Origin of the sequence: Variovorax paradoxus (assembly GCF_009498455.1) — a bacterium.
GTDB lineage: Bacteria > Pseudomonadota > Gammaproteobacteria > Burkholderiales > Burkholderiaceae_C > Variovorax > Variovorax paradoxus_H.
The window spans coordinates 3,867,328-3,890,906 of record NZ_CP045644.1 but is presented as its reverse complement, the minus strand read 5'-3'; the positions used below and the strand labels follow the sequence as shown (position 1 = coordinate 3,890,906).

21 protein-coding genes and 1 pseudogene are annotated in these 23,579 nt (G+C 68.7%); 13 read left to right on the top strand and 9 right to left on the bottom strand.

Going from position 1 to position 23,579, the window contains the following annotated elements:
• The first annotated feature begins 80 nt into the window (after positions 1 to 80).
• Positions 81 to 518 (top strand): helix-turn-helix domain-containing protein, encoded by a 438-nt coding sequence (locus tag GFK26_RS17720; protein WP_153283105.1) that lies wholly within the window; start codon positions 81 to 83, stop codon positions 516 to 518.
• A 158-nt stretch (positions 519 to 676) separates the two neighbouring features.
• Positions 677 to 976, top strand: coding sequence for a glycine zipper domain-containing protein (locus GFK26_RS17715; RefSeq protein ID WP_228121676.1), 300 nt, complete (start codon positions 677 to 679; stop codon positions 974 to 976).
• Positions 977 to 1,048: 72 nt separating this feature from the next.
• On the opposite strand, the gene GFK26_RS17710 is transcribed toward GFK26_RS17715, so the two are convergent.
• On the bottom strand, positions 1,049 to 1,714 hold the full coding sequence (locus GFK26_RS17710) for a DedA family protein (protein WP_101489752.1): 666 nt from the start codon (positions 1,712 to 1,714) through the stop codon (positions 1,049 to 1,051).
• 49 nt (positions 1,715 to 1,763) lie between these two features.
• Between GFK26_RS17710 and GFK26_RS17705 the strand changes: the two genes are divergently transcribed.
• Positions 1,764 to 2,273 (top strand): GNAT family N-acetyltransferase, encoded by a 510-nt coding sequence (locus GFK26_RS17705; protein WP_153283104.1) that lies wholly within the window; start codon positions 1,764 to 1,766, stop codon positions 2,271 to 2,273.
• Positions 2,270 to 3,211 carry a LysR family transcriptional regulator gene (locus tag GFK26_RS17700; protein ID WP_101489750.1) on the top strand — a complete coding sequence of 314 codons (942 nt, stop codon included), beginning with the start codon at positions 2,270 to 2,272 and terminating at the stop codon, positions 3,209 to 3,211. The genes GFK26_RS17705 and GFK26_RS17700 overlap by 4 nt, the downstream gene beginning before the upstream one ends.
• A gap of 6 nt (positions 3,212 to 3,217) precedes the next feature.
• Here the strand turns inward: GFK26_RS17700 and GFK26_RS17695 are convergent, their stop codons facing one another.
• The 3 genes from GFK26_RS17695 to GFK26_RS17685 all read right to left on the bottom strand — a co-directional run bounded on the left by GFK26_RS17695 (position 3,218) and on the right by GFK26_RS17685 (position 7,546).
• Positions 3,218 to 4,570: an MFS transporter gene (locus GFK26_RS17695; RefSeq protein WP_153283103.1), complete on the bottom strand. Its 1,353-nt coding sequence runs from the start codon at positions 4,568 to 4,570 to the stop codon at positions 3,218 to 3,220.
• Between the two features lie 46 nt (positions 4,571 to 4,616).
• Entirely contained in the window at positions 4,617 to 5,438 is an 822-nt protein-coding gene (locus GFK26_RS17690; RefSeq protein WP_153283102.1) for a fumarylacetoacetate hydrolase family protein, read from the bottom strand.
• 317 nt (positions 5,439 to 5,755) lie between these two features.
• Positions 5,756 to 7,546: an IlvD/Edd family dehydratase gene (locus tag GFK26_RS17685; RefSeq protein WP_153283101.1), complete on the bottom strand. Its 1,791-nt coding sequence runs from the start codon at positions 7,544 to 7,546 to the stop codon at positions 5,756 to 5,758.
• 241 nt (positions 7,547 to 7,787) lie between these two features.
• On the opposite strand from GFK26_RS17685, the pseudogene mutL reads away from it, so the two are divergent.
• Positions 7,788 to 9,688 (top strand): annotated as a pseudogene (gene mutL / locus GFK26_RS17680) (DNA mismatch repair endonuclease MutL).
• Here the strand turns inward: mutL and GFK26_RS17675 are convergent.
• Positions 9,672 to 11,246 carry an MFS transporter gene (locus tag GFK26_RS17675; RefSeq protein ID WP_153283100.1) on the bottom strand — a complete coding sequence of 525 codons (1,575 nt, stop codon included), beginning with the start codon at positions 11,244 to 11,246 and terminating at the stop codon, positions 9,672 to 9,674. The pseudogene mutL and the gene GFK26_RS17675 overlap by 17 nt on opposite strands.
• Positions 11,247 to 11,349: 103 nt before the next feature.
• Between GFK26_RS17675 and GFK26_RS17670 the strand changes: the two genes are divergently transcribed.
• Together GFK26_RS17670 and GFK26_RS17665 are read left to right on the top strand one after the other, a co-directional pair.
• Positions 11,350 to 12,153, top strand: a complete 804-nt coding sequence (locus tag GFK26_RS17670; protein ID WP_153283099.1) for a helix-turn-helix transcriptional regulator — start codon at positions 11,350 to 11,352, stop codon at positions 12,151 to 12,153.
• A gap of 215 nt (positions 12,154 to 12,368) precedes the next feature.
• Positions 12,369 to 13,367, top strand: a complete 999-nt coding sequence (locus GFK26_RS17665) for an alpha/beta hydrolase (protein ID WP_194273900.1) — start codon at positions 12,369 to 12,371, stop codon at positions 13,365 to 13,367.
• A 41-nt stretch (positions 13,368 to 13,408) separates the two neighbouring features.
• Here the strand turns inward: GFK26_RS17665 and GFK26_RS17660 are convergent, their stop codons facing one another.
• Genes GFK26_RS17660 through GFK26_RS17650 form a run of 3 tightly spaced genes read right to left on the bottom strand, consistent with a single transcriptional unit; the run spans position 13,409 to position 16,556 of the window.
• Complete coding sequence (locus GFK26_RS17660) at positions 13,409 to 15,673, bottom strand: xanthine dehydrogenase family protein molybdopterin-binding subunit (RefSeq protein WP_153283098.1); 2,265 nt, start codon at positions 15,671 to 15,673, stop codon at positions 13,409 to 13,411.
• A gap of 9 nt (positions 15,674 to 15,682) precedes the next feature.
• Positions 15,683 to 16,156 carry a (2Fe-2S)-binding protein gene (locus tag GFK26_RS17655; protein WP_153283097.1) on the bottom strand — a complete coding sequence of 158 codons (474 nt, stop codon included), beginning with the start codon at positions 16,154 to 16,156 and terminating at the stop codon, positions 15,683 to 15,685.
• A 37-nt stretch (positions 16,157 to 16,193) separates the two neighbouring features.
• On the bottom strand, positions 16,194 to 16,556 hold the full coding sequence (locus GFK26_RS17650; RefSeq protein ID WP_153283096.1) for a c-type cytochrome: 363 nt from the start codon (positions 16,554 to 16,556) through the stop codon (positions 16,194 to 16,196).
• Between the two features lie 207 nt (positions 16,557 to 16,763).
• Here GFK26_RS17650 and GFK26_RS17645 point away from each other — a divergent pair, with 207 nt between their 5' ends.
• Genes GFK26_RS17645 through GFK26_RS17635 form a run of 3 tightly spaced genes read left to right on the top strand, consistent with a single transcriptional unit; the run spans position 16,764 to position 19,399 of the window.
• The gene (locus tag GFK26_RS17645; protein WP_153283095.1) at positions 16,764 to 17,696 is read left to right on the top strand and encodes an AraC family transcriptional regulator; all 933 of its coding nucleotides are present in this window, start codon (positions 16,764 to 16,766) and stop codon (positions 17,694 to 17,696) included.
• 54 nt (positions 17,697 to 17,750) lie between these two features.
• The gene (gene miaA / locus GFK26_RS17640; RefSeq protein ID WP_153283094.1) at positions 17,751 to 18,752 is read left to right on the top strand and encodes a tRNA (adenosine(37)-N6)-dimethylallyltransferase MiaA; all 1,002 of its coding nucleotides are present in this window, start codon (positions 17,751 to 17,753) and stop codon (positions 18,750 to 18,752) included.
• Positions 18,749 to 19,399 (top strand): ABC transporter ATP-binding protein, encoded by a 651-nt coding sequence (locus tag GFK26_RS17635; RefSeq protein WP_153283093.1) that lies wholly within the window; start codon positions 18,749 to 18,751, stop codon positions 19,397 to 19,399. The genes miaA and GFK26_RS17635 overlap by 4 nt, the downstream gene beginning before the upstream one ends.
• A 7-nt stretch (positions 19,400 to 19,406) precedes the next feature.
• Here GFK26_RS17635 and GFK26_RS17630 read toward each other — a convergent pair whose 3' ends face one another.
• On the bottom strand, positions 19,407 to 20,363 hold the full coding sequence (locus tag GFK26_RS17630; protein WP_153283092.1) for a threo-3-hydroxy-L-aspartate ammonia-lyase: 957 nt from the start codon (positions 20,361 to 20,363) through the stop codon (positions 19,407 to 19,409).
• A 115-nt stretch (positions 20,364 to 20,478) separates the two neighbouring features.
• On the opposite strand from GFK26_RS17630, the gene GFK26_RS17625 reads away from it, so the two are divergent.
• Genes GFK26_RS17625 through GFK26_RS17615 form a run of 3 tightly spaced genes read left to right on the top strand, consistent with a single transcriptional unit; the run spans position 20,479 to position 23,434 of the window.
• Entirely contained in the window at positions 20,479 to 21,195 is a 717-nt protein-coding gene (locus GFK26_RS17625; protein ID WP_153283091.1) for a GntR family transcriptional regulator, read from the top strand.
• The gene (locus GFK26_RS17620; protein ID WP_099790947.1) at positions 21,192 to 22,067 is read left to right on the top strand and encodes a phytanoyl-CoA dioxygenase family protein; all 876 of its coding nucleotides are present in this window, start codon (positions 21,192 to 21,194) and stop codon (positions 22,065 to 22,067) included. Before GFK26_RS17625 ends, GFK26_RS17620 begins: the two co-directional genes overlap by 4 nt.
• A gap of 5 nt (positions 22,068 to 22,072) precedes the next feature.
• A complete protein-coding gene (locus GFK26_RS17615; RefSeq protein WP_153283090.1) occupies positions 22,073 to 23,434 on the top strand; it encodes an NAD(P)H-dependent oxidoreductase in 1,362 nt (453 codons plus the stop codon).
• Positions 23,435 to 23,579 lie beyond the last annotated feature (145 nt).

The following is a 23,579-nucleotide window of genomic DNA, read 5'->3' as shown; positions in this document are numbered from 1 at the left end:
GTTTTCCTTCAGGTGCCGTCGAGCGGCGAAGGCTAGACTGTGCCAATTCAAGTCGACTTGAAGTCAAGAGGGAGCAGCACATGGACATTTCGGAAGTCGCGCAACGCGCCGGCGTTCCCGCCTCGACGCTGCGTTTCTATGAAGAAAAAGGGCTGATCGCGTCGACCGGCCGGCATGGCCTGCGCCGCGTGTTCGCACCTGACGTGCTGGAGCGGCTGGCGCTCATCGCGCTGGGGCGCGCCGCCGGTTTCTCGCTGGAGGAGATCGGCCGCATGTTCTCGCCCGAAGGCAAGCCGCACATCGACCGGCAGCTGCTTGCCGACAAGGCGCAGGACCTGGACCGCACGATCCGCCAGCTCACGGCGATGCGCGACGGCCTGCGGCATGCCGCGGTCTGCCCCGCGCCCAGCCACATGGAATGCCCGACTTTCCGCCGCATCCTGCGGGCGGCGTCGTCGGGTGCGCTGGAAGCACCGAAGAAAAAAGCGCCGAAGCCGCCCAAGCCCCGCACCGCCTGACCCCACGCGTTTGCTTGCAGGCGTTGCGTCCGGCAACACGCGCCCTGTCCCACGCTGCGCGGCCCGACCCTGCGCACAGGCACGTGCGGCAGGCTCCTACACCGCGAAATGCGTACTTTTGACCATGATGAGCCATCACTCCTCGAAAGGTGGACACCATGTTGAAGACACGTCTCTGGATCGCCGCTGCAGCTGCCACTTCGGTCATGACGCTGGCGGGTTGTGCGAGCGGTCCCAACCAGAACCTCGGCACCGGTATCGGCGCACTCGGCGGCGCGGCGGTGGGCCATGCAATCGGTGGCAACACCGGCTCCACGCTCGGCGGCGCAGCCATCGGCGGCGTCATCGGCAACCAGGTGGGCCGCAACGTCGACGAACGCAACTACTACGAGCAACAGCAGCAGCAGCGCTACCCGCGCGGCAGCGGCTACTACCCGTACAACGGGCCCCGCTACTGATCATTCATTCACACCCTCAACGAAAAAACGCGCCATCCGGCGCGTTTTTTTCATGGGTGAGTTTGCAGCGACTCAGGCCTGCGATGCCGCCGCCCGCGCCTTCTCGGCCTTCGAGGCGCGCCACGCGCCGAAGATGGCCAGCAGGCCGGGCACGAAGATCAGCGCCCAGATGATCTTGTCCAGGTGCAGCCGCACGAACGGCAGGTTGCCGAAGAAGTAGCCCGCGGTGGCAATGCCCAGCACCCAGAGCAGCGCGCCGCCCACGTTGTAGGCCGTGAACTTCGCGCGGTTCATCTCGGCCACGCCGGCCACGAAGGGCGCAAAGGTGCGAATGAAGGGCATGAAGCGCGCGAGCACGATGGTGATGCCGCCGTAGCGTTCGTAGAAGCTGTGGGCCTGGTCGAAGGCCTTGCGGTTGAAGAATCGCGAGTTCTCCCACTGGAACACCTTGGGCCCGAAGTAGCGTCCGATCGAGTAGTTGCACTGGTCGCCCAGGATGGCCGCCACGATCAGGATGCCGCAGGCCAGCGGAAAGCTCATGAGCCCCACGCCGCACAGCGCGCCGACGATGAACAGCAGAGAGTCGCCCGGCAAGAACGGCATGACCACCGCACCGGTCTCGACGAACACGATCAGGAACAGCAGCGCATAGACCCAGGGGCCGTAGGCGACCACGAAGGCCTCGAGGTGTTTGTCGACGTGAAGAATGAAGTCGACGAGAAAGCTGATGATTTCCATGGGCGCGGATTATCCTTGTTGGCATGCTGCCCCCTTTCCGAATCACCCCATGATCCAGATCCGCGAAGCCCTCGATGCCGACTGGCCCGCCCTCTGGGCCGTCCTCGAACCGACGTTCCGCCGCGGCGACACCTACACCTACCCGCCCGATGTCACGGAAGAAGATGTTCGTCACTCGTGGATGAAAGTGCCCACGCTGACCTTCGTGGCCTGCAACGACGAAGGTGCCGTGCTCGGCACCTATGTGATCCGCCCCAACCAGCCGGGCCAGGGCGCACATGTGAGCAACTGCGCGTATGTGGTGTCCGAGGCGGCGCGCGGCCTGGGCGTGGCCTCGGCGCTGTGCGAACACTCGCAGCAGCAGGCCCTGCGCATGGGCTTCCTGGCGATGCAGTTCAACTTCGTCGTGTCGACCAACGCGCGCGCAGTGCAGCTGTGGCAGCGCATGGGCTTCGCCATCGTCGGCACGCTGCCGGGCGCGTTCCGGCATCCGCAGCGTGGCTTCGTGGATGCCTTCGTCATGTTCAAGCAGTTGCAGCCTCTGCCCGGCGCGGCATGAAGAAGATCGAGCCCCGACTCCTGCAGGCCTTCGTGGCCGTGGCCCGCGAGGGCTCGGTGTCGCGCGGCGCGCAGCGCCTGTTTCTCACGCAGCCAGCCGTGAGCCTGCAGCTCAAGGAGCTGGGCGCGCTGGTCGAGCTGGAGCTGTTCCAGCGCACGCCCACCGGCCTGCTGCTCACGCGCGACGGCGCGGCGCTGCTCAACCATGCGGAGCATGCGCTCGAAGGGCTGAACGATTTCGCGGTGGCTGCCGAACGGCTCAAGGGCGGCGTGCGCGGCTCGCTGCGCATCGGCACCATCCTCGACCCCGACTTCACGCGGCTCAGCCCCTTCCTCACCGAGCTGGTGGCGCTGGCGCCCGAGCTCGAGACCGAGCTGCACCAGGGCACGAGCGGCGACGTGCTCGCCCAACTGCTCAACAAGGAACTGGACATCGGCTTCTATCTCGGCGACCCCGAAGCGACCGACCTGCCGCAGGCCAGCGCGGCCGCGCGCCGCCAGGAAGGCGGCTTGCTGTTCCATTCGCAGGTGCTGACGCGCTTCAACTACCAGGTGATCGGCCCGAGCGGCTGGGCGCCCCAGGTGCTGGGCCGCGAGTGGCCCGAGCTGGCGTATTTGCCGTGGGTGCTGGCACCGCCGACCTCGTCGCATTCGCGGCTGCTGGCGCCGGTGCTGCAGGCCCACAAGCTGGTGCTGAAGAAGGCTGCGCAGGCCGACCAGGAGATGTCGATGCTGGCGCTGGTGCGCGCCGGCGTGGGCATTTCGCTGGCGCGCGATGCGCTGGCGCTGCAGGCCAGCCAGCGCGACGGCCTGGTCATTGCCGACCGCGTGAGCATCGGCTGCGACCTGCGCTTTGTCTGCCTGGCCGGCGCGCTCAAGCGGCCGGAAGTGGACTGCGCGTGGCAGGCGCTGTCGCGCGTCTGGCGACAGGCCTTCTGAAACCGACTAGGCGCGCGCCCGGCCGTCGCGCACGGCAGCCGGCGCCGCCGCAGCCCCACTCTTCTTCGCCACGCGCCAGCCCTTCGGCATGAGCGCCAGCATCAACGCGGCCAGCAGCGCCGCGCTGCCCAGCGTGTACAACCCCGCAGCCGAGCCGCCGTGGTTCTGTTCCACGTAGGTCCGCAGGTTGGGCGCGACGAAGCCGCCGAGGTTGCCGATCGAGTTGACCAGCGCAATGCCCGTGGCAATGCCCAGGCCCGACAGCCGCTCCGACAGGAAGGCATAGAAGATCGGCGTGCCCGACAGGTAGGTCGACGCACCGATCGACAGCGCCGCGATCGCGAAGACCGGCGAGCCGTGCGCCGACAGGCACACGCACACGCCGAAGATCGTGTACAGCGTGGCCACGGTGACGCGGCGGCGGTCGTGGTGACGGTCGGACCAGCGCGTAACGAAGTACACGACGAACAGCGCCAACAGCCACGGGATGCTGGTGACGAAGCCGACCAGCAGGCCGATCTTCTGGCCCAGGATCTGCGCCACCTGGGTCGGGAGATAGAAGATGAGGCCGTAGGCCGCGATCTGCACGATGAAGAAGTTCAGCGCGAAGAACATGACCCGCGGATTGCACAGCGTCTGCCACACGGTCTGCGGGCTATCGGCCGACTTTTCTGCCGCTTCCTGGTCGAGCACGGCCTGCAGCGCGTTCTGCTGCGCGGTCGTGAGCCAGGGCGCGTTGTGCGGCCGGTCGACGATGACGAAGAAGGCCACGATGCCCACCACCACGGCCATCAAGCCCTCGATGAGGAACATCCACTCCCAGCCCTTTAGGCCGCCGATGCCGTTCATGTCGAGCAGCGCACCGGAGATCGGCCCGCCGATGACGAGCGCGCCCGCAAAGCCGAACAGCAGGATGCCGTTGGCCTGCGCACGCACCTTGGCCGGGAACCAGTAGGTCAGCGTGAGCAGCACGCCGGGGTAGAAGCCTGCCTCCGCAATGCCGAGCAGGAAGCGCAGCACGTAGAAGGAGGTCTCGGTGGTCGCGAACATCATGGCCGACGCCACGAGCCCCCAGGTGACCATGATCCGGCACAGCCAGATGCGCGGGCCGACGCGCGACAAGATCACGTTGCTCGGCACTTCGAAGATCGCGTAGCTCACGAAGAAGATGCCGGCGCCGAGCGCGAAGGCGCTGTTGCTCAGGCCGGTGTCGATCTGCAGCGCCTGCTTGGCGAAGCCGACGTTCACGCGGTCGAGAATCGACATGATGTACATGACGATCAGCATCGGCAGCAGGCGCCAGCGCGCCTTGTGGATGGCGCCTGTGACCAGTTCGCCGTAGGGACTCGTGGTTGTCATTGTTGTTGTCTCCTGAATAGGTATGTCTGTCTGAAAGCCGTGAAGGCTAGCCGCGTGCGACCGCGCCGTGGACCGGATTGGTCACCGCACCGAGCCCATCGATCTCGACCGAGACCACGTCGCCGCGCTTCAGGAAGCGTGGCGGCTTGAGGCCCAGGCCAACGCCGGCGGGTGTGCCGGTGAGGATCAGGTCACCGGGTTCGAGCGTGATGGCGCGCGAGAGGTACGCGACGAGGAACGCGACCGAGAAAATCATCTCGCTCGTGTTGGACGACTGCACGGCCTCGCCGTTGACGAGGCAGCGGATGCCCAGCGATTGCACGTCGGCCACTTCGTCGCGCGTGACGACGGTGGGCGCGAGCGGGCAGAAGCCGTCGAGCGACTTGCCGCGCACCCATTGCGCCTCGCCCAGCTGCACGTCGCGCGCGCTCACGTCGTTGGCGGCGACGTAGCCGAACACATGCGAGAGCGCATCCGCTTCGCTCACGCCCTGTGCGCGTTTGCCGATGACGACGCCGAGTTCAGCTTCCCAGTCGACTTTCTCGGTGAAGCCTTCGGGCCAGGTGATCGCGTCGCCGTCGGCCGCCAGCGTGTTGGTGAACTTGGCGAAGACGACGGGCTTCTCGGGGATGGCCAGGCCGGTCTCGATGCAATGGTCGCGGTAGTTGGCGCCGATGCAGATGATGTTCCTCGGTGCGAACGGCAAGGTGGGCTTGACGTCGGCGAGCGGGATCGGCTGGCCTGCGTCGTTCCAGGTTTTCCCTTCGACGATGTCCTGCATGCGGGCCGCATCGACGGGCTGCAGTGTGCCGTCCTTGATGTAGCCCACGCGGGGGCCTTGGGGCGTTTGAACGCTCATCCACTTCATGTCTGACTCCTTCTTTTGAATTGAAAAAATTCTTGTGCGGTCGTTCAGGGCGTGTGCTCAGGCCACCGGGTACTTCCCTCCGCGAATGTCCCCCGGGCTTCGCCCTCCTCCTTGATTTCGCTGCGGGAAGCACCCAGTGCCCTGAGCACACTGGGCGCTGTCGTTGTGCTGGCCCGATCAACGACCGCGCTGATGACGCTCACGTCGATGGGGTGCCTTGCGCAGCGAAATCAAGGAGGAGGGGCGCAGCCCCGGGGGACATTCGCGGAGCAAGGCTCCCCGTCGGCGGGAGCGTCGCCCTGAACTGAACAACAACGTCAGTGATTCCGACGCGGAATCCCGGCGGTCTGCGCCACGCGCTGGTACTTGGTCGCCGGCTTCAGCACCATGCCTTCGGACAGCGTGTCCACCATCGCGCGCTGGATCTCCTGCCATGGCGTCTGGCTCGCGGGAATCGGGTAGCCGCCCTTCGCCTCGAGGTCGCGGGCGCGCGCCTGCAGCACGGCGTCATCGACGAGCATGTTGACGGTGCGTTCCTTCAGGTCCACGCGCACCTTGTCGCCGGTCTGCAGCAGCGCGAGGCCCGCGCCTGCGGCGGCTTCGGGCGAGGCGTTGAGGATCGACGGCGAGCCCGAGGTGCCCGACTGGCGGCCGTCACCGATGCAGGGCAAGGCCGACACGCCGCTCTTGAGCAGGTGCGAGGGCGCGCGCATGTTGACCACTTCCGACGAGCCCGGGTGGCCGATGGGGCCGACGCCGCGCATGAACAGGATGCAGCTCGCGTCGATGTCCAGCGACGGGTCTTCGATGCGGGCCTCGAAATCTTCCGGGCCGTCGAACACGATGGCGCGGCCCACGAAGGCGTCGAGGTCACCGGCCTTGCTCAGGTAGCGCGCGCGGAACTCGTCGGAGATGACGCTGGTCTTCATGATCGCGCTGTCGAACAGGTTGCCCGACATCACGAGGAAGCCGGCGTTTTCGCGCAGCGGTTGGTCGAAGGGGCGGATGACGTCGGCGTCTTTCACGGGCGCGTCGGCGCAGTTGACGGCGAGCGTGTGGCCGTTGACGGTGCGCGCGTCGGTGCGGATCAGGCCGTGGCGATGCAGCTCGGCGACCACGGCGGGCACGCCGCCTGCGCGGTAGAACTCTTCGCCGAGGTACTTGCCGGCGGGCTGCATGTCGAGCAGCAGCGGCACGTCGAGGCCGACCGTTTCCCAGTCCTGGATGTTGAGCTCGACGCCCGCATGCTTGGCGATGGCGATGAGGTGGATCGGCGCGTTGGTCGAACCGCCGATGGCCGAGTTGACGACGATCGCGTTCTCGAAGGCCGAGCGCGTGAGGATGTCCGAGGGCTTGAGGTCTTCGCGCACCATGTCGACGATGCGGCGGCCCGTTTCGTAGGCCATCTGGCCGCGCTCGCGGTACGGCGCGGGAATGGCCGCGCAGCCGGGCAGGCTCATGCCCAGGGCTTCGGCCAGGGCGTTCATCGTCGAGGCCGTGCCCATCACGTTGCAATGGCCGGCCGAGGGCACGGTGGAGCCCACGAGGTCGATGTAGCCCGGGAAGTCGATGCTGCCCTTGGCGAACAGCTCGCGCGCCTTGAACAGCGTGGTGCCGGTGCCGGTGCGCTGGCCTTCGTGCCAGCCGTTGAGCATCGGGCCGCCCGACAGCACGATGGCGGGGATGTTGGCGGTGGCCGCGGCCATCAGTGCGGCGGGCGTGGTCTTGTCGCAGCCGGTGGTCAGCACCACGCCGTCGATCGGGTAGCCGGTGAGGATTTCGACGAGGCCCAGGTAGGCCAGGTTGCGGTCGAGCGCGGCCGTGGGGCGGCGGCCGTTCTCCTGGATCGGGTGCATCGGAAATTCCATCGCGATGCCGCCCATCTCGCGGATGCCTTCGCGCACCCGCAGCGACAGCTCGCGGTGGTGGCGGTTGCAGGGCGTGAGGTCGGAGCCGCTTTGCGCGATGCCGATGATCGGCTTGCCCGATTGCAACTCTTCGCGGGTGAGGCCGTAGTTCAGGAACCAGGCCAGGTGCAAAACCGAGAGTTCGCTGTGTTCGGGGTTGTTGAACCAGGCGGCGGAGCGCAGGGGGCGGGGTGTCGTCATGGCGTCGGCTTTCAGGGGGTCGGCGAACGCGCGCGGCGGCCCCCTGCGCGGCATGGCGGCGTGCCATGACGGTGTCGTGGGTGTCTCCGGTGCGTTCTTGTTGTGGTGCGAATACGTTGGCGAGAGGAAGCTTAGGTTTTCGCCTTCGCCAAAGCCAATGAGATCGGTTGAGGATCGGTATAAGCGCACCAAATACACCCCGATACCCCGCCAGCCGCCCGGTCGGCGCCCCGCTTCTAGAATGTTTCCGGTGAGTGCCCTCCCTCCTCCCTCCCCCGCCGAACGCCGCCCGATCCGTGAACTCCCGACGAGCTGATCAGCCAGATCGCCGCCGGCGAAATGGTCGAGCGCCCCGCCTCGGTGGTGCGCGAACTGCTCGACAACGCGCTGGACGCCGGCGCGCGCCAGATCACCGTGCGGCTGGCCTCGGGCGGCGTGCGGCTGATCTCGGTCGAAGACGACGGCCTGGGCATTCCGCGCGAAGAACTCACGGTGGCGCTGCGCCGCCACGCCACCAGCAAGATCGCGAGCCTGAGCGACCTCGAAACGGTCGGCACCATGGGCTTTCGCGGCGAGGCGCTCGCAGCCATCAACGCGATTGCCGAACTCAGCATCCTCTCGCGCTTCACCGGCGCCGACAGCGCCTTCGTGCTCGACGGCGGCACGGGCGAACTGCGGCCCGTGGCGCGCTCCGTGGGCACCACGGTCGAGGTGCGCGAGCTGTTCTTTGCCACGCCCGCGCGGCGCAAGTTCCTGAAGACCGACGCCACCGAGCTGGCCCATTGCATCGAGGCCGTGCGCCGCCATGCGCTGGCGCGGCCCGAGGTGGGCTTCTCGGTCTGGCACGACGGCAAGCTGATCGAACAATGGCGCGCCGCCGCCACGCCCGAGCAGCGGCTGGCCGATGCGCTGAGCGACGACTTCGTGTCGCAGAGCGTCTCTGTGCTGCGCGAAGGCGGCCCGGTGCGCGTGGTCGGCCGTGCCGGCATTCCCGACGCGGCGCGCTCGCGCAACGACCAGCAGTTCTTCTACGTCAACGGCCGCTTCGTGCGCGACAAGGTGCTGTCGCACGCCGTGCGCAGCGCCTACGAAGACGTGCTGCACGGCCAGCGCCAGCCGGTGTACGTGCTGTACCTGGAGATCGACCCCGCGCGCGTCGATGTCAACGTGCACCCGACCAAGATCGAGGTGCGCTTCCGCGACGGGCGCGAGGTGCACCAGGCGGTGCGCCACGCCATCGAGGACGCGCTGGCCGCACCGCGCGCCGGCGATGCGCTGGCACCGGCCGATGCGCCGCCGCAGCCTTTCTTCAAGCAGACGCCGCTGCCACCGAGCGCGAGCTGGTCGCAACCCGCGATTGCGTTCCAGGCGCGCGAGCGCGGCACCGGCGACTTCGAGGCCATGTGGCCGCGGCGCTCCGAGGAACAAGGCCATGCGTTGGTCACGGGCGCGTCGCAGTGGCAGACGGAAGCGCCGGCGATGTCGTTCCGCGCGCCGGTCGGGTTGCCGGAGAGCGAAGCCCCGACACCCACTGCGGCCCCCGTCATGAACCAGGACGCCTGGCCGCTGGGCCGCGCACTGGCGCAGCTGCAAGGCATCTACATCCTGGCCGAGAACAGCCAGGGCCTCGTGATCGTCGACATGCACGCGGCGCACGAGCGCATCGTCTACGAGCGGCTCAAGACCCAGCTCGACGGCGCGGCCATCACGAGCCAGCCGCTGCTGATTCCGGCCACCTTCGCGGCCACGCCGCAGGAAGTGGCGACGGCCGAGGCCTGCGCCGAGGTGCTGCCCACGCTGGGGTTGGAGATCACGCCCTTCTCGGCCCGCACGCTGGCGGTGCGCGCCGTGCCCGGCACGCTGGCCGACGGCGACCCGGTGGAGCTGGCGCGCAGCGTGCTCGCCGAGTTGGGCCAGCACGACGCGAGCACCGTGGTGCAGCGCGCGCAGAACGAGCTGCTGTCGACCATGGCCTGCCACGGCGCGGTGCGCGCCAACCGCAAGCTCACGATCGACGAGATGAACGGCCTGCTGCGCCAGATGGAAGCCACCGAGCGCTCCGACCAGTGCAACCACGGCCGGCCGACCTGGCGCCAGCTGTCGATCCGCGAGCTCGATTCGCTGTTCATGCGCGGGCGGTAAGCCCTTCATCGGTCGCTGCGCCGACATGCCGCAGCGTGACGGCAGCCAGCACCGCAAGAACCGCGATGCTGACGGCGCTGGTGGCTGCGGCTGCATTCAGTCCCGCGAGGAAGGCGGCTTGCGCCTGCTCCAGCACGCCGGCAGGCAGTTCGCGCGCCACCGAAGTCGCGCCGGCCAGGCTGTCCGACACCGCGCGTTGAAGCGCCACGGTTATGCCGTCAATCGGCTCGCCCATCCGCGTGCGATACACCGCCGTCGTCAGGCTGCCCAGCGTGGCGATGCCCACGACCAGGCCCAGCTCCTGCACCGTTTCGGACAAGGCCGAGGCCGACCCGGCCTTCTCGGGCGGCGCCGCGCCCACCACCAGGTCGGTGCCCAACGCGGCGATGGTGCCCAGCCCGAGGTACACCAGCGAGAACGCGGCGGTCACCAGCGCAATGCCGTGCGGCGTGCGATCGAGCTGGCTCAGCATCAGATACCCCACGACCGACAACCCCAGCGCGCCCGCCATCACATGGCCCGGTCGGATGCGCCGCGCGAGCAGTGGCGCCGCGATGCCGGCCACCAGCATGGCGAGCGCCGGCGGGCCCATCCACAGCCCGGCCGCGAGCGGTGACAGCCCCGCCACGAGTTGCAGGTACTGGGTCACCAGCAGCATCGTCCCGCCGACACCGACGAGCCCGACCAGCAGCACCACCAGCGCGACGCTGAAAGCCCGGCTGGCGAACAGGTCGAGGTCGATCAGCGGATGGCGCAGCCGCCGTTGCCGCCGGACGAACAGCAGCGCGAAGGCCAGCCCACCGAAGAGCGCCAGCACGGCGCCGACACCGATCCCGTCCTTGGCCACCTGCTTGACGCCGTAGACCACCGGCAGCAAGGCGAGCAGCGACAGCGCGACGCTGGGCAGATCGAGCCGGCCTTGCTGCGGCGCGCGGTACTCCGGCAGCAGGAACGGCGCCGCCACCAGCAGCAGCCCGACGACCGGCAACGCCACGAGAAAGGCCGCGCCCCAGCCGTGGTGCGCCAGCAGCACGCCGCCCACCACGGGCCCGGCCGCCATGCCCAGCGCGAACATGGTCGCCCACAGCCCGATGGCCAGCGCGCGCTGGTGCGGGTGCAAAAACATGTTGCTGATCAGCGCCAGCGTCGACGGCATCAGCGTCGCGCCCGCCACGCCGAGCACGGCGCGCGCGGCGATCAGCTGGTTGGCGCTGGTCGAAGAGGCCGCAATCACCGACGCCACGCCGAACGCCGCCGCCCCCACCATGAGCAGCTTGCGCCGCCCGATGCGGTCGCCCAGCGTGCCCATCGTGACGAGGAAGCCGGCAATCATGAAGCCGTAGGCATCGACGATCCACAGCGCCTGCGCGCTCGTGGGGCGCAGGTCGAGGGCCAGCGCGGGCAGCGCGAGGTGCAGCAGCGTGAGGTCGAGGCCGAGCAAAAGGGTCGGCAGCGCCAGCAGCGCGAGCCCGGTCCATTCGCGGGCGCCTGCGCGGCCTTCGCGCCTCGCAGCGGGAGGCCTTTCGGCAAGGGAAAGTGAGTCGCAAGGTGCTGTCAAAAAGGGCCTCCGGGTGCGTGGTCGGGTTACGGAAGCCCCATCTTCAGGACAAGATCATCACATTACAATTTAAGTGTTTATCCTATTACTGAAGACAACAGCCGTGATCGAACGCAGCCTCAGCCGCACCAAGAACGAGCTGTCGGAGTTCCTGACCCGGCACCGCCGGAAGCTGACGCCCGCCGATGTCGGCCTGCCCTCGCAGGGGCGGCGCCGCACGCCGGGCCTGCGGCGCGAGGAAGTCGCGGTGATGGCCGGCGTGGGGCTCACCTGGTACACGTGGTTCGAGCAGGGGCGCGAGATCCAGGTGTCGCAGAAATTCCTGCTCGGCGTGGCGCACGCCTTGAAGCTCGACGACGCCGAGTGCAGCCACCTGTTTCTGCTGGCCCACAAGCGCCCTCCGCCGCCCGAGGCCCATCAGCAGGTGTCGGTCACGCCGCACATCCAGCAACTGATGGACGACCTGCCGATCCGCCCGGCCTACGTGTGCAACCTGCGCTGGGACGTCGTGGCCTGGAACGCCGCGGCCGAGGGGCTGTTCGGCTTCAGCACGCGCGAACGCGAGGTGCGCAACCTGCTGCGCATGGTGTTCGCCGACCCCGAACTGCGGCGCCGCCTGCCCGCCTGGCGCGACGATGCGCCCCGGCTGCTGGCGCAATTCCGTTACGACTTCGCCATCGCGCCCGACGATCCGGCCATGTCGGGCCTGGTCGCGGACCTGAAAGAACTCTCGCCCGACTTCCGCCGCTGGTGGGACACCCCCGACAGCGCGACCGCCCGGCGCGGCCTCGGATGCGTACGGATGACCGACACCGGACCGTTGGACTTTCACCACGAAACGCTGGTGGTCGACGAGCACCGGCACCTGCGGATGGTGGTGTATTTCGCGCAGCCGGCACCGGCCTGAGCACAGCGGCTCGCGCGCCAGATAAGCGCCGTCAGCACCCGTTTTCAGGGTTTTCGAGGGTTTTTGCGCGTCATCCGCAGCGCGGGCACGCACGTTGCATGGTCTCGTGCGAAGCGCCGGCGAGCGCCGCACAGGGAGGGCTGACACGCGATGCCGACGCGTTTCAGAAAGCAAGCAGATGAACTTTCGGCCGACTTTCGCTGTCCCTCCACGCAATGATCAAACGCTGGCCCCTCCTCGCGTCCATCTTTTCGCTCTGTGCCCTTCTGGCCGCCGGCTGTTCGACCCTCGACGAACGGCAGCGCGAGTGGATCTTTCAACCCAGCGACCGCAGCTGGGGCAACTCGGCCCAGATGACCGAAGGCATGCAGGACGTCTGGATCGACTTTCAATCGTCCATCACCGGTGAGCCCGCGCGCCTGCACGGCCTGTGGCTCGGCGGCGCGCCCGAAACCACCGAGACCCCCGTGCTGCTGTACCTGCATGGTGCGCGCTACAACGTGGCCGGCTCGGCGCCGCGCATCCAGCGCATGCACGAGCTGGGCTTCTCGGTGCTGGCCATCGACTACCGCGGCTTCGGCAAGAGCTCCAAGGGCCTGCCCTCGGAAGCCTCGGCGCGCGAAGACGCCCGCGCCGCCTGGACCTGGCTCGCCGCGCGCCATCCGCGCCAGCACCGTTACATCTTCGGCCACTCGCTGGGCGGCGCCATCGGCATCGACCTGGCGGCCACGGTGGGCGACGAGAGCGGCACCATCGTCGAGAGCACCTTCACCTCCATCGCCGACGTGGCCAGCAGCTTCAAGTGGGGTTGGCTGCCCTTCGGCCCGTTCATCACGCAGCGCTTCGAGGCGATTCGCACGGTCAAGGACATCGGCGCGCCGCTGCTCGTGGTGCATGGCACCGCCGACAGCCTGATCAACCCGACGCTCGGGCGCAAGCTGTACGAGGCGGCCACGGTGCCGAAGATGTTCGTGCTGGTTGAAGGCGGCTCGCACCACAACACCAACTCGGTGGGCGCGGCGCAGTACCGCGCGGCGCTGTCGCAGCTGTTCCGCATGAAGCCCGAAGGCAGCAGCACGGTGGCAGACAGCCGGCCGCAGCCGCGGCTGGTGTCGCCGCAGCCGTCGCTGCCTTCTTCATTGCCTTCTGCCGCGTTGTCGCCGCAAGAGGTGCGGGGCCAGGCGCACACGCCGCCCGCCCCCGCTGCCATCTAACTAAAAACCAAACCGGCTTTTCAGCCGGTTCCGTTCCCGCGTCAGGCCGAGGCCAGATCGAACGGCAGCTGGCGCAACGGCTTGCCCGTCAACCGCGCCACGGCATTCGCGAACGCAGGCGCCAGCGGCGGCAGGCCCGGTTCGCCCATGCCCTTGGGCGCATCGGCACTCGGCACGATGTGCACGTCGAACTCGGGCATCTGCGTGATGCGCGCCACGGTGAAGTCGCCGAAGTTGCCCTGCTGCACGACGCCGTCCTTCAATGTGATGGCGCTGCCCTGCAGACAGGTCGACAGCCCCATCACCGCTGCGCCCTGCACCTGCGCTTCCACGCTGCGCGGGTTCACTGCCAGATTGCAGTGCACGCCGGAGGTCACGCGGTGCAGCACGGGCTGGCCGTCCTTCACCGACGCTTCGACCACATAGGCCACCACCGACTCAAAGGACTCGTGCACCGCCACGCCCCAGGCGCGGCCTTCGGCCAGCTTCTTCTTGCCGTAGCCGCTCTTGTCGACCGCCAGCTGCAGCGCGGCACGGTGGCGCGGTTGCTTGTCGCCGAAGAGGTTCATGCGATAGGCCACCGGGTCCTGCTTGGTGGTGCGGGCGATCTCGTCGATGAGCGTTTCCATCACGAAGGCCGTGTGCGTGGAGCCCACGCTGCGCCACCACAGCACCGGCACGTTGACCTGCGGATGGTGCACCGTGAGGCGCATCGGCACGGGGTACGGATCGCGCATGCCTTCGACGGCCGTGGCGTCGATGCCGTCCTTCACCATGGAGCCGGCGAACACCGTGCCGCCGGTGATCGACTGGCCCACGATCACGTGGTCCCACGCGAGGATCTTGCCGCGCGCGTCGAAGCCGATGCGTGCGCGATGCAGGTGCATGGGACGGTAGTAACCGCCCTTGATGTCGTCCTCGCGGCTCCACAGCAGGCGCACGGGGGCGTCTTTGAGGCCCGCGGTGCGCGCGGCCTTGGCGATTTCGCAGGCCTCGACCACGAAGTCGCTCGAGCCCACGAAGCGCCGGCCGAAGCCGCCGCCCGCCATCTGCACGTTCACCTTCACCTGCTCGGGCTTGAGCTTCAGCGTGCGCGCCGCGGCCTGGCCGTCGAGGTCGGCGGACTGCGTGCCGACCCACAACTCGGCGCGGCCGTCCGTCAGCTTCACGGTGCAGTTCAGCGGCTCCATGGGCGCGTGCGCCAGGTAGGGAAACACGAACTCGGCGTCGAGCTTGTGCGGTGCATTGGCCAGCGGCGCCATGTCGGCGTCGAACTTGCGATTGCCGGGGCGGCCGGCCAGTTCGCGGTACTGCGCCAGCTGCTTCTCGCTGTCGACCTTCTCGACGGCGGCGGTGTCCCACTGCAGCTTGAGCGCATCGCGGCCCAGCTTGGCCGGCCAGTAACCGTCGGCCACCACGGCCACGCCCTCGGCACCGCGGTCCAGCGGAATGCGCAGCACGGCCTTCACGCCCTTGACGGCGCGCGCGGCGCTGTCGTCCACAGAGGCCAGGCGCGCGCCGAACACGGGCGGATGCGCGACCACGGCCGTCAGCTGGCCGGGCTGCTTCACGTCGATGCCGAAGTCTTGCCGTCCGCTGCTCTTGGCGCGCGCGTCCAGGCGCGTGGTCGGGCGGCCGATGATGCGGAAGTCCTTCGGGTTCTTCAGCGTGACCTTCTCGGGCACGGGCAGCGCCATGGCCGCTTCGGCCAGTTCGCCGTAAGTCGCCTTGCGGCCGCCCGGGCCGATCACGGTGCCGGCCTGCGTGCGCAGCGTGGCCACATCGACCTTCCAGCGCTGTGCGGCTGCCGACAGCAGCATGGCCCGCGCACGCGCGCCGAGTTCGCGGTACTGCGTGTAGCTGTTCTTGATCGAGTTGGAACCGCCGGTCAGGTGCATGCCGAACAACGGGTCGGCATAGGCCGCATCGTTGGTGCCGTTGCGGCTGCGCACCAGGGCCCAGTCGGCATCGAGCTCTTCGGCCAGGATCATCGGCAGGCCGGTCTGCACGCCCTGGCCGAACTCGAGGCGGTTGATGGTGACCGTGACCTCGCCATTCGGCGCGATCTGCACGAAGGCCGACGGCTGTTGCGTCGGCTTGAGCGCGCCGCCGGCCTTGGCCGGACCGTCGGCCTGCGCCATGGCCATGTGCGGGAAGGCGCCGAGCACGAAGCCACCGGCGCCGGCCATCTTCAGGAAGCTGCGACGGGGCAGCGTGGCGACCTCGTCGGCTTCATCGGTCTCAGGCCGGGCCATCAGGCGCTGCAGCGCGCGCGGAAGTTCGTTGTAGTCGATGTTTGGCAGCATGTCGGCTCCTTAGGCGAGGGTCTTGGCCGCATCGGCCACAGCGGCGCGGATGCGGGCGTAGGTGCCGCAGCGGCAGATGTTGCCGGCCATGGCCGAGTCGATCTCGTCCGTGCTGGGCTGCTTGCCCTTGGGCAGTGACTGCAGGAAGGCCGTCGCACTCATGATCTGGCCGCTCTGGCAGTAGCCGCACTGCGCGACGTCGTGCTTGACCCACGCGGCGTGCACCGCAGCGCCCACGCGGTCGTTGCCGCCGGTCACGGCTTCGATGGTGGTGATCTTCTTGCCCTCGGCCGCCGAGATCGGCGTGATGCACGAGCGGATGGCCTGGCCGTCCATGTGCACGGTGCAGGCGCCGCACAGCGCGGCGCCGCAGCCGAACTTGGTGCCGGTCATGCCCAGCGTGTCGCGCAGGGCCCAGAGGATGGGGGTGCCGGGGTCGGCGTCGACCGTGTGGTCACGGCCGTTGACGTGGAGCGCGCTCATGTTGTTGTTCTCCGTGGGTTGAGTTGAAGGATTCGATTCACTTGGCGCCGTCTAGCACCCATTGCGCGAGCGCCTGCAGGTCGGCCTCGGGCACCTGGGGTTGCGCGGGCATCGGCATCGCGCCCCACTTGCCCGAGCTGCCGCCCTTGATGCTGGCCGCCAGCTGCGCGGCCGTGCCCTTGCCGTCGCCATAGCGCGCGCCGATCTCTTTCCAGGAAGGGCCGACCACCTTCACGGCGGCCTGGTGGCAGGCCATGCACGCGTACTTCTGCGCCAGCGCGGTGCTGGCGACAGCGTGCGTGGGCCACGCGATGCTTACGCCGACGGCCAGTGCGGCCACGAGCGAGGCGGTGATGCGGCGGTCGATGCCGCGGTGCGGGTTTCGTTCGTCGTGGGTCATTTCTTTTTTCATCATCGTGGAGGGGAAGCACGGTCCCCGCGCCGCGCGCCGCAAGAGGACTTCACGGCGGCCAGTGTCCGATGAAGCGCCCACGGCCACTTGCCCAATCCGCGCGCGTTCTTGCCTGAAACAACGAGACTGCGCCGGAAACGCCAGTCGCATGAGAAGCGCCCGATAGACTTTGCGCAAGCAGCCGAAAGGATTCAGATGGAAGTGCTACAGCCGACGCAGCCCAACGATTCGGCCGTCCTCGGCGCCCTGGCCACGGCCGTCGGGCGCATTGCCCGAAACGACGGCGACCACGCCACCGCCATTCCCGCACTGTCGCTGTACCGCCGCAGCGCCGCGACCGACCCCGTGCATTGCATCTACGGCCTCGGCCTGGGCATCACGGTCGGCGGACAGAAGCGCGCGGCGCTCGGCGACGAGATCTATGAATACGCCGCGGGGCAGTCGCTGCTGATCACGGCCGACCTTCCCGTGGTCGCGCACGTCACCCGTGCCAGCGCGGCGCAGCCCTTCCTGGGCCTCATGCTCAAGCTCGATGCGCGCGCCATCGTGCAGGTGGCGACCGAGATGGCGCTGCCGCCGCCGTCCAGGGAGCTCCACAACCAGCGCGCGCTGTCGCTCGGCGCGCTCGACCCGACGCTGCTGGGCACGGTGACGCGGCTCGTGGAGCTGCTGGCCGAGCCCCAGCTCGTTCCCCAGCTGGCGCCGCTGCTGCAGAAGGAAATCATCGTGCGCCTGCTTGCCGGCCGCCACGGGCCGCAGCTGCAGCGCCTCGTGACCGTCGGCTCGCCGAGCCAGCAGGTGGCGCAGAGCCTGGCGTGGCTCAAGATGAACTTCACCAAGCCCGTGCTGGCCGATGAGCTGGCCGCGTCCGCGCACATGAGCCCGTCGACCTACCGCCAGCACTTCCGCGCCGTGACCGGCATGAGCCCGATGCAGTACCTGAAGCAGTTGCGCCTGCAGGAAGCGCGGCAACTGATGCTGAACCAGAACATCGACGCGGGCACGGCCGGCGTGCGCGTGGGCTACGAAAGCGCCTCGCAGTTCAGCCGCGAGTACGCGCGCCTGTTCGGTGCGCCACCGCTGCGCGACATCCGCCGGATGCGGGACGCGACCGTCGTCGCCGCCTGAAGCACCGGGTCTGCGTCGCAAGCAAGCCCCGCGCTGCCGCCCGGCGCGCGCCATTTGCTACCCTCGACGCATGCCCCCCGCTTCCCTGTTCCCCCGCGCTACATCGCGCTCGCCGGCCCCACCGCGTCCGGCAAGACCGCCGTGGCCCTGGCCGTTGCGCAATTGCAGCCGGTCGAGATCGTCAGCGTCGATTCGGCGCTGGTCTACCGCGACATGGACATCGGCACCGCCAAGCCCACCGCCGCCGAGCAAGCCGCCGTGCCGCACCACCTGATCGACATCCTCGATGCGCGCGACAGCTACAGCGCCGCCGCCTTCGTGGCCGACGCCACACGGCTCATCGACGCCATCCGCGCGCGCGGCGCGCTGCCGCTGCTCGTGGGCGGCACCATGCTGTACTTCAAGGCGCTGTTCGACGGCATCGACGCCATGCCCGCTGCCGACCCCTCCGTGCGCGCGCGCCTCGACGCCGAAGCCGCCACACTCGGCTGGCCCGCCATGCATGCGCGGCTCGCGCAGGTCGATCCCGTCACCGCCGCGCGGCTTGCACCGCAAGACAGCCAGCGCATCCAGCGCGCGCTCGAGGTGTGGGAAAGCAGCGGCCAGCCGCTGTCGAGCTTCCATGCGAGCGACACCAAGGCGGCCAAGGCCGTCGACGGCGGCGTGCTCGTGTCGCTCGAACCCGAGGACCGCGCCTGGCTGCACGGCCGCATCGCCGAGCGCTTCGACGCCATGCTCGCCGCCGGTTTTCTCGACGAGGTGAAGGCGCTGCGCGCGCGCGGCGACCTGTCCCCCGACCTGCCCTCGATGCGCTGCGTCGGCTACCGCCAGGCCTGGGACATGTTCGACGCCTGCGGCGACGCACCGCCCGATGCCAAGGCCCTGAACGAACTGCGCGAACGCGGCATCGCCGCCACGCGCCAGCTCGCCAAGCGGCAGATCACCTGGCTGCGCAGCATGCCGCAGCGCACCGTCATCGCCTGCGATGCGCCCGACGCGGTGCAGACCGCCGTGCAGCACATCGCCCACATCGCACGCGAGGCGACGCCCGCATGACCCTGCTCCTCTCCAACCTCGGCAAGCACTACGGCGACGCGCCCGTCTTCGAACACGTGAGCTTGCAGGTCGCGCCCGGCGAGTTCGTCGCCATCGTCGGCGAATCGGGCGTGGGCAAGTCGACCTTGCTCAACTGCATGGCCGGCCTCGACAGCTGGGACGAAGGCAGCGTGTCGCACGACGGCACCGACATCGGCGCGCTCGACGGCGAGGCGCGCGCGCTCTGGCGCCGCCAGCACGTCGGCTTCGTGTTCCAGGCCTTCCATGTGCTGCCGCACCTCGACGTGGCGCAGAACGTGTCGCTGCCGCTGATGTTGCTCGGCCGTCCGCGCGAAGACGCACGCGTGGCCCACATGCTCGAAGCCGTCGGCCTGCCCGGCATGGGCGCGCGGCTGCCGCAGACACTGTCAGGCGGTCAGCTGCAGCGCGTCGCGATCGCGCGTGCGCTCGTGCACCGGCCCGCGCTGCTGCTCGCGGACGAGCCCACCGGCAACCTCGACCCGTCCACCGCCGCGAAGGTGATGGACCTGCTGATCGGCCAGACACGCGAGCATGGCGCGTCGCTGGTGCTGGTCACGCACTCGGAGAGTGCGGCGGCGCGTGCGGACCGCTTGCTGCACCTGACAGTGAGCGGTATCCGGGCCTGAAAAAGAATCAGCTGATCAGTGACGCGTAGCGCGACAGGTCGACGTTCCCACCGCTGATCACGATGCCCACGCGCTGGCCTTCGATGGCCTTCGCAGCTGCAATGGCACCCGCGAACGCGAGGCACCCCGTCGGTTCCACCACCATCTTCATGCGCTCGGCGAAGAAGCGCATCGCCTCGACGAGCTGCTCGTCGGTGACGGTGAAGATGTCGTCGACATCGCGCTGGATGATGCCGAAGGTGTACGCGCCCAGATGCTGCGTCTGCGCGCCGTCGGCGATGGTCTTGGGCGTTTCGATGTGCACGATCTTCCCGGTGCGCAGCGACTGCTGGCCGTCGTTGCCGGCCTCGGGCTCCACGCCGTAGACCTTGCACTCGGGCGACAGTGCGCGCGCCGACAGGGCCGAGCCCGACAGCAGCCCGCCGCCGCCGAGGCACACAAACAGGTGGTCGAGCGGACCCGTCTCTTCGATGAGTTCCTTCACCGCCGTGCCCTGGCCCGTCAGCACATCGGGGTGGTCGTAGGGCGGAATCATCGTCATGCCGCGTTCCTGCGCGAGCCGCCTCGTCAGCGCCTCGCGGTCTTCGGTGAAGCGGTCGTACATGACCACTTCGGCGCCGTAGCCCTTGGTGGCCGCGACCTTGGCGGCGGGCGCGTCCTTGGGCATGACGATCACGGCCGGCATCGACAAGAGCCGCGCCGACAGCGCGATGGCCTGCGCGTGGTTGCCTGACGAGAACGCGATCACGCCACCCTGGCGCTGCGCCGCATCGAACTTCGACAGCGCGTTGAACGCACCGCGGAACTTGAACGCACCCATGCGCTGGAAGTTCTCGCACTTGAAGAAGAACTGCGCGCCCCAGCGTTCATTGGCGGTGGTCGATTGCAGCACCGGCGTGCGATGGGCATGGCCTTCGAGCCGCGCGGCCGCGGCAATGACGTCGTCGTAGGTAGGGAGTTGCATGCATCGAGCTTAGCGGCGGCGCCCCCTTTTTTGCAGTCCCGATGGGTAAAAACCCGGGGATGCGTCCGGCGCCGGAACTCCGTACTCTGTATACAGAGTTCAGAAAAGGCCCCTCATGCCCGCCCAGTTGCTCAGCATCGAAGTCGCTCCCGACCTCGTCGATCAGGTCTACCGCGCCCTGCTCGGCGCCATCAGCAGCGGCGCGCTCGCGCCGGGCGAGCGGCTCACGCAGGAGGACATCGCGGCGCGGCTTTCGGTGTCGCGCCAGCCGGTGCTGCAGGCGCTGCGGCTGCTCAAGAAAGACGGCTTCGTGCAGGACGCGCCCGGCCGCGGCGTGCTGGTGGCGCCACTCGAGGCCGAGGCGATGCGCAAGGTCTACCAGGTGCGCGGCGCACTCGACGTGCTGGCCGCGCGGCTGGCGGCGCAGCAGCGCTTTCGCATCGACCCGAAGCTCATGGAGCGCGGCCGGCGCGCGGCGCGCGGGCGCAACGTCGAAGCCATGATCGATGCCGACGTGGCCTTTCACCAGGCCATCTACGCCGCCTCGGGCAACCCGCTGATCGGCCAGAGCGCCGACCCGCACTGGCGCCACCTGCGCCGCGCGATGGGCGCGGTGCTGCAGGCCGAGCCGCAGCGCGAATCGCTGTGGGACGAGCACGAAGCCATTGCCGACGCGATTGCCGCCGGCGACGTCGAACGCGCCGCGCGCCTGAGCGACGAGCACGTCTCGTGCGCCAGCGATGCGCTGGCCGAGCGGCTCGCGCAGCAGCTGGCGCGCATGGCATCCGCATCCGCATCTGCAACCCCCGCTAAAAAAGGAGACAAAGCATGAAGCTGACCCCCGAGCAACGCGCGCAGTTCGAGCGCGAGGGCTACCTGTTCTTCCCCGGCCACTTCTCACCCGAAGAGACGAAGGTGCTGACCGAGGCGGTGCCCGACCTGTACAGCAAGCGCGCGGCCTTCAACGTGCGCGAAAAGGGCTCCGACGCCGTGCGCACGAACTTCGCCGCGCACCTCATCAGCGAGCCCTTCGCGCGGCTGGCGCGGCACCCGCGCATGGTCGGGCCGGTGATGGACCTGTTCGACGAAGCGGTCTACATGCATCAGTTCAAGATCAACGGCAAGATGGCCTTCGAAGGCGACGTGTGGCAGTGGCACCAGGACTACGGCACCTGGCTCAACGACGACCTGATGCCCACCGAGCGCGCAATGAACGTGGCGATCTTTCTCGACGAAGTGACCGAGCACAACGGCCCGCTGATGTTCATTCCGGGCAGCCACCGCAAGGGCGTGGTCGATGCGAAGCATGACCTCACGACCACGAGCTACCCGCTGTGGACGGTCGACAACGACCTGATCCGCCAGCTGGTCGATCGCGCCGGCGGCACGCAAGGCGGCATCGTTTCGCCCAAGGGGCCGGCCGGTTCGATGATCCTGTTCCACAGCTGCCTGGTGCATGCCTCGGGCAGCAACCTCTCGCCCTTCAACCGGGTGGCGGTGTACCTGAGCCTGTGCGCGGTCAGCAACCACATCCGCCGCCACAAGCGGCCCGAGTACATCGCGCATCGCGACTTCACGCCGATCGAGATGCTGCCCGACGACTGCCTGCGCCAGCCCTACCCCGTCGACGTGCCGTGGAAAGACGGCCTGCCCGAGAGCGCGCTGCGCACCTCGCTCGACGTCATCGACTCCGTGGAAGCCTGAACACCATGAGCCTGCACACCCGCCTGCAACAACGCGCCGCCGAAGGCCGCCCCATCCGCATCGGCCTGATCGGCGCCGGCAAGTTCGGCGCCATGTACCTGGCGCAGATTCCGCGCACGCCCGGCGTGCAGCTGGTCGCCATTGCCGACCTTTCGCCCGCCGCCGCGCGCGTCAACCTGGAGCGCGTGGGCTGGCAGGCCGAGCGCAGCAATGCCGCCTCGGTACAAGAGGCGCTGAAGACCGGCGCCACCTGGATCACCGACGACTGGCAGGCCGTGACGCGCGAGCCCGGCATCGACATCGTGGTCGAGTGCACCGGCAACCCGATTGCCGCGGTCGACCATTGCCTGGATGCGTTTGCACACGGCAAGCACGTGGTCAACGTGACGGTCGAGGCCGACGCCTTCTGCGGCCCGCTGCTCGCGCACAAGGCGCAGCAGGCCGGCGTGGTGTATTCGCTGGCCTTCGGCGACCAGCCCGCGCTGATCTGCGACCTGGTCGACTGGGCGCGCACCTGCGGCTTTCCGGTGGTGGCGGCCGGGCGCGGCCACAAGTGGCTGCCGCACTTCACCGAATCGACGCCCGAGACGGTGTGGGGCAACTACGGCCTCACGCCCGAGCAGGCGAAGCGCGGCGGGCTCAACCCGAAGATGTTCAACAGCTTCCTCGACGGCTCGAAACCGTCGATCGAAAGCTCGGCCGTGGCCAACGCCACCGGCCTGGGCGTGCCCTCCGACGGCCTGCTCTACCCGCCCGCGAGCGTGGAAGACATTCCCTTCGTCACGCGCCCGAAGAGCGAAGGCGGCGTGCTGGAGCGCAAGGGCATGGTCGAGGTGATCTCGTCGCTCGAAGCCGACGGCCGCAAGATTCCGTATGACATCCGCATGGGCGTGTGGGTCACGGTCGAGGCCGAGACCGACTACATCAAGAACTGCTTCGAGGAATACAACGCCCACACCGACCCGAGCGGGCGCTACTTCACGCTCTACAAGCGCTGGCACCTGATCGGGCTCGAAGTCGGCATGTCGGTCGCCAGCGTGGCGCTGCGCGGCGAGCCCACCGGCGTGGCCACCGGCTGGAACGCCGACGTGGTCGCCACCGCCAAGCGCGACCTCGCGGCGGGCGAGATGCTCGACGGCGAAGGCGGCTACACCGTCTGGGGCAAGCTGCTGCCGGCCGAGCGCTCGCTGCGACTGGGCGGCCTGCCGCTCGGGCTGGCGCACAACGTCAAGCTCGTGCGCCCCGTGAAGAAGGGCCAGAGCCTGAGCTGGGCCGACGTGGCGATGGACACCACCACCGCCGCCTACCGGCTGCGCCAGGAAATGGAAACGCTGTTCACGCCCGCGGTGCACGCCCGCGCCGCCTGAGCACCGGCTGAACGGGCCCCGCAGCCGCGGGGCCTCTCGTTGCACCAAAGGACGAACAGGACAAGAATCTTCTGCTCGGCACCGTTCCGGTGTCGAAATGACCGGTTGCGGGCCGTCATTGTGGTGAGCGCTCTTGCTCGGCAAG

Excerpts from the sequence above, each read along its gene's own strand:
- GFK26_RS17720 (WP_153283105.1), top strand. The coding sequence starts at position 81 with ATGGACATTTCGGAAGTCGCGCAACGCGCCGGCGTTCCCGCCTCGACG.
- GFK26_RS17715 (WP_228121676.1), top strand. The coding sequence starts at position 677 with ATGTTGAAGACACGTCTCTGGATCGCCGCTGCAGCTGCCACTTCGGTC.
- GFK26_RS17710 (WP_101489752.1), bottom strand. The coding sequence starts at position 1,714 with ATGGAAATCATCAGCTTTCTCGTCGACTTCATTCTTCACGTCGACAAA.
- GFK26_RS17705 (WP_153283104.1), top strand. The coding sequence starts at position 1,764 with ATGATCCAGATCCGCGAAGCCCTCGATGCCGACTGGCCCGCCCTCTGG.
- GFK26_RS17700 (WP_101489750.1), top strand. The coding sequence starts at position 2,270 with ATGAAGAAGATCGAGCCCCGACTCCTGCAGGCCTTCGTGGCCGTGGCC.
- GFK26_RS17695 (WP_153283103.1), bottom strand. The coding sequence starts at position 4,570 with ATGACAACCACGAGTCCCTACGGCGAACTGGTCACAGGCGCCATCCAC.
- GFK26_RS17690 (WP_153283102.1), bottom strand. The coding sequence starts at position 5,438 with ATGAAGTGGATGAGCGTTCAAACGCCCCAAGGCCCCCGCGTGGGCTAC.
- GFK26_RS17685 (WP_153283101.1), bottom strand. The coding sequence starts at position 7,546 with ATGACGACACCCCGCCCCCTGCGCTCCGCCGCCTGGTTCAACAACCCC.
- GFK26_RS17665 (WP_194273900.1), top strand. The coding sequence starts at position 12,369 with ATGATCAAACGCTGGCCCCTCCTCGCGTCCATCTTTTCGCTCTGTGCC.
- GFK26_RS17660 (WP_153283098.1), bottom strand. The coding sequence starts at position 15,673 with ATGCTGCCAAACATCGACTACAACGAACTTCCGCGCGCGCTGCAGCGC.
- GFK26_RS17655 (WP_153283097.1), bottom strand. The coding sequence starts at position 16,156 with ATGAGCGCGCTCCACGTCAACGGCCGTGACCACACGGTCGACGCCGAC.
- GFK26_RS17650 (WP_153283096.1), bottom strand. The coding sequence starts at position 16,556 with ATGACCCACGACGAACGAAACCCGCACCGCGGCATCGACCGCCGCATC.
- GFK26_RS17645 (WP_153283095.1), top strand. The coding sequence starts at position 16,764 with ATGGAAGTGCTACAGCCGACGCAGCCCAACGATTCGGCCGTCCTCGGC.
- GFK26_RS17635 (WP_153283093.1), top strand. The coding sequence starts at position 18,749 with ATGACCCTGCTCCTCTCCAACCTCGGCAAGCACTACGGCGACGCGCCC.
- GFK26_RS17630 (WP_153283092.1), bottom strand. The coding sequence starts at position 20,363 with ATGCAACTCCCTACCTACGACGACGTCATTGCCGCGGCCGCGCGGCTC.
- GFK26_RS17625 (WP_153283091.1), top strand. The coding sequence starts at position 20,479 with ATGCCCGCCCAGTTGCTCAGCATCGAAGTCGCTCCCGACCTCGTCGAT.
- GFK26_RS17620 (WP_099790947.1), top strand. The coding sequence starts at position 21,192 with ATGAAGCTGACCCCCGAGCAACGCGCGCAGTTCGAGCGCGAGGGCTAC.
- GFK26_RS17615 (WP_153283090.1), top strand. The coding sequence starts at position 22,073 with ATGAGCCTGCACACCCGCCTGCAACAACGCGCCGCCGAAGGCCGCCCC.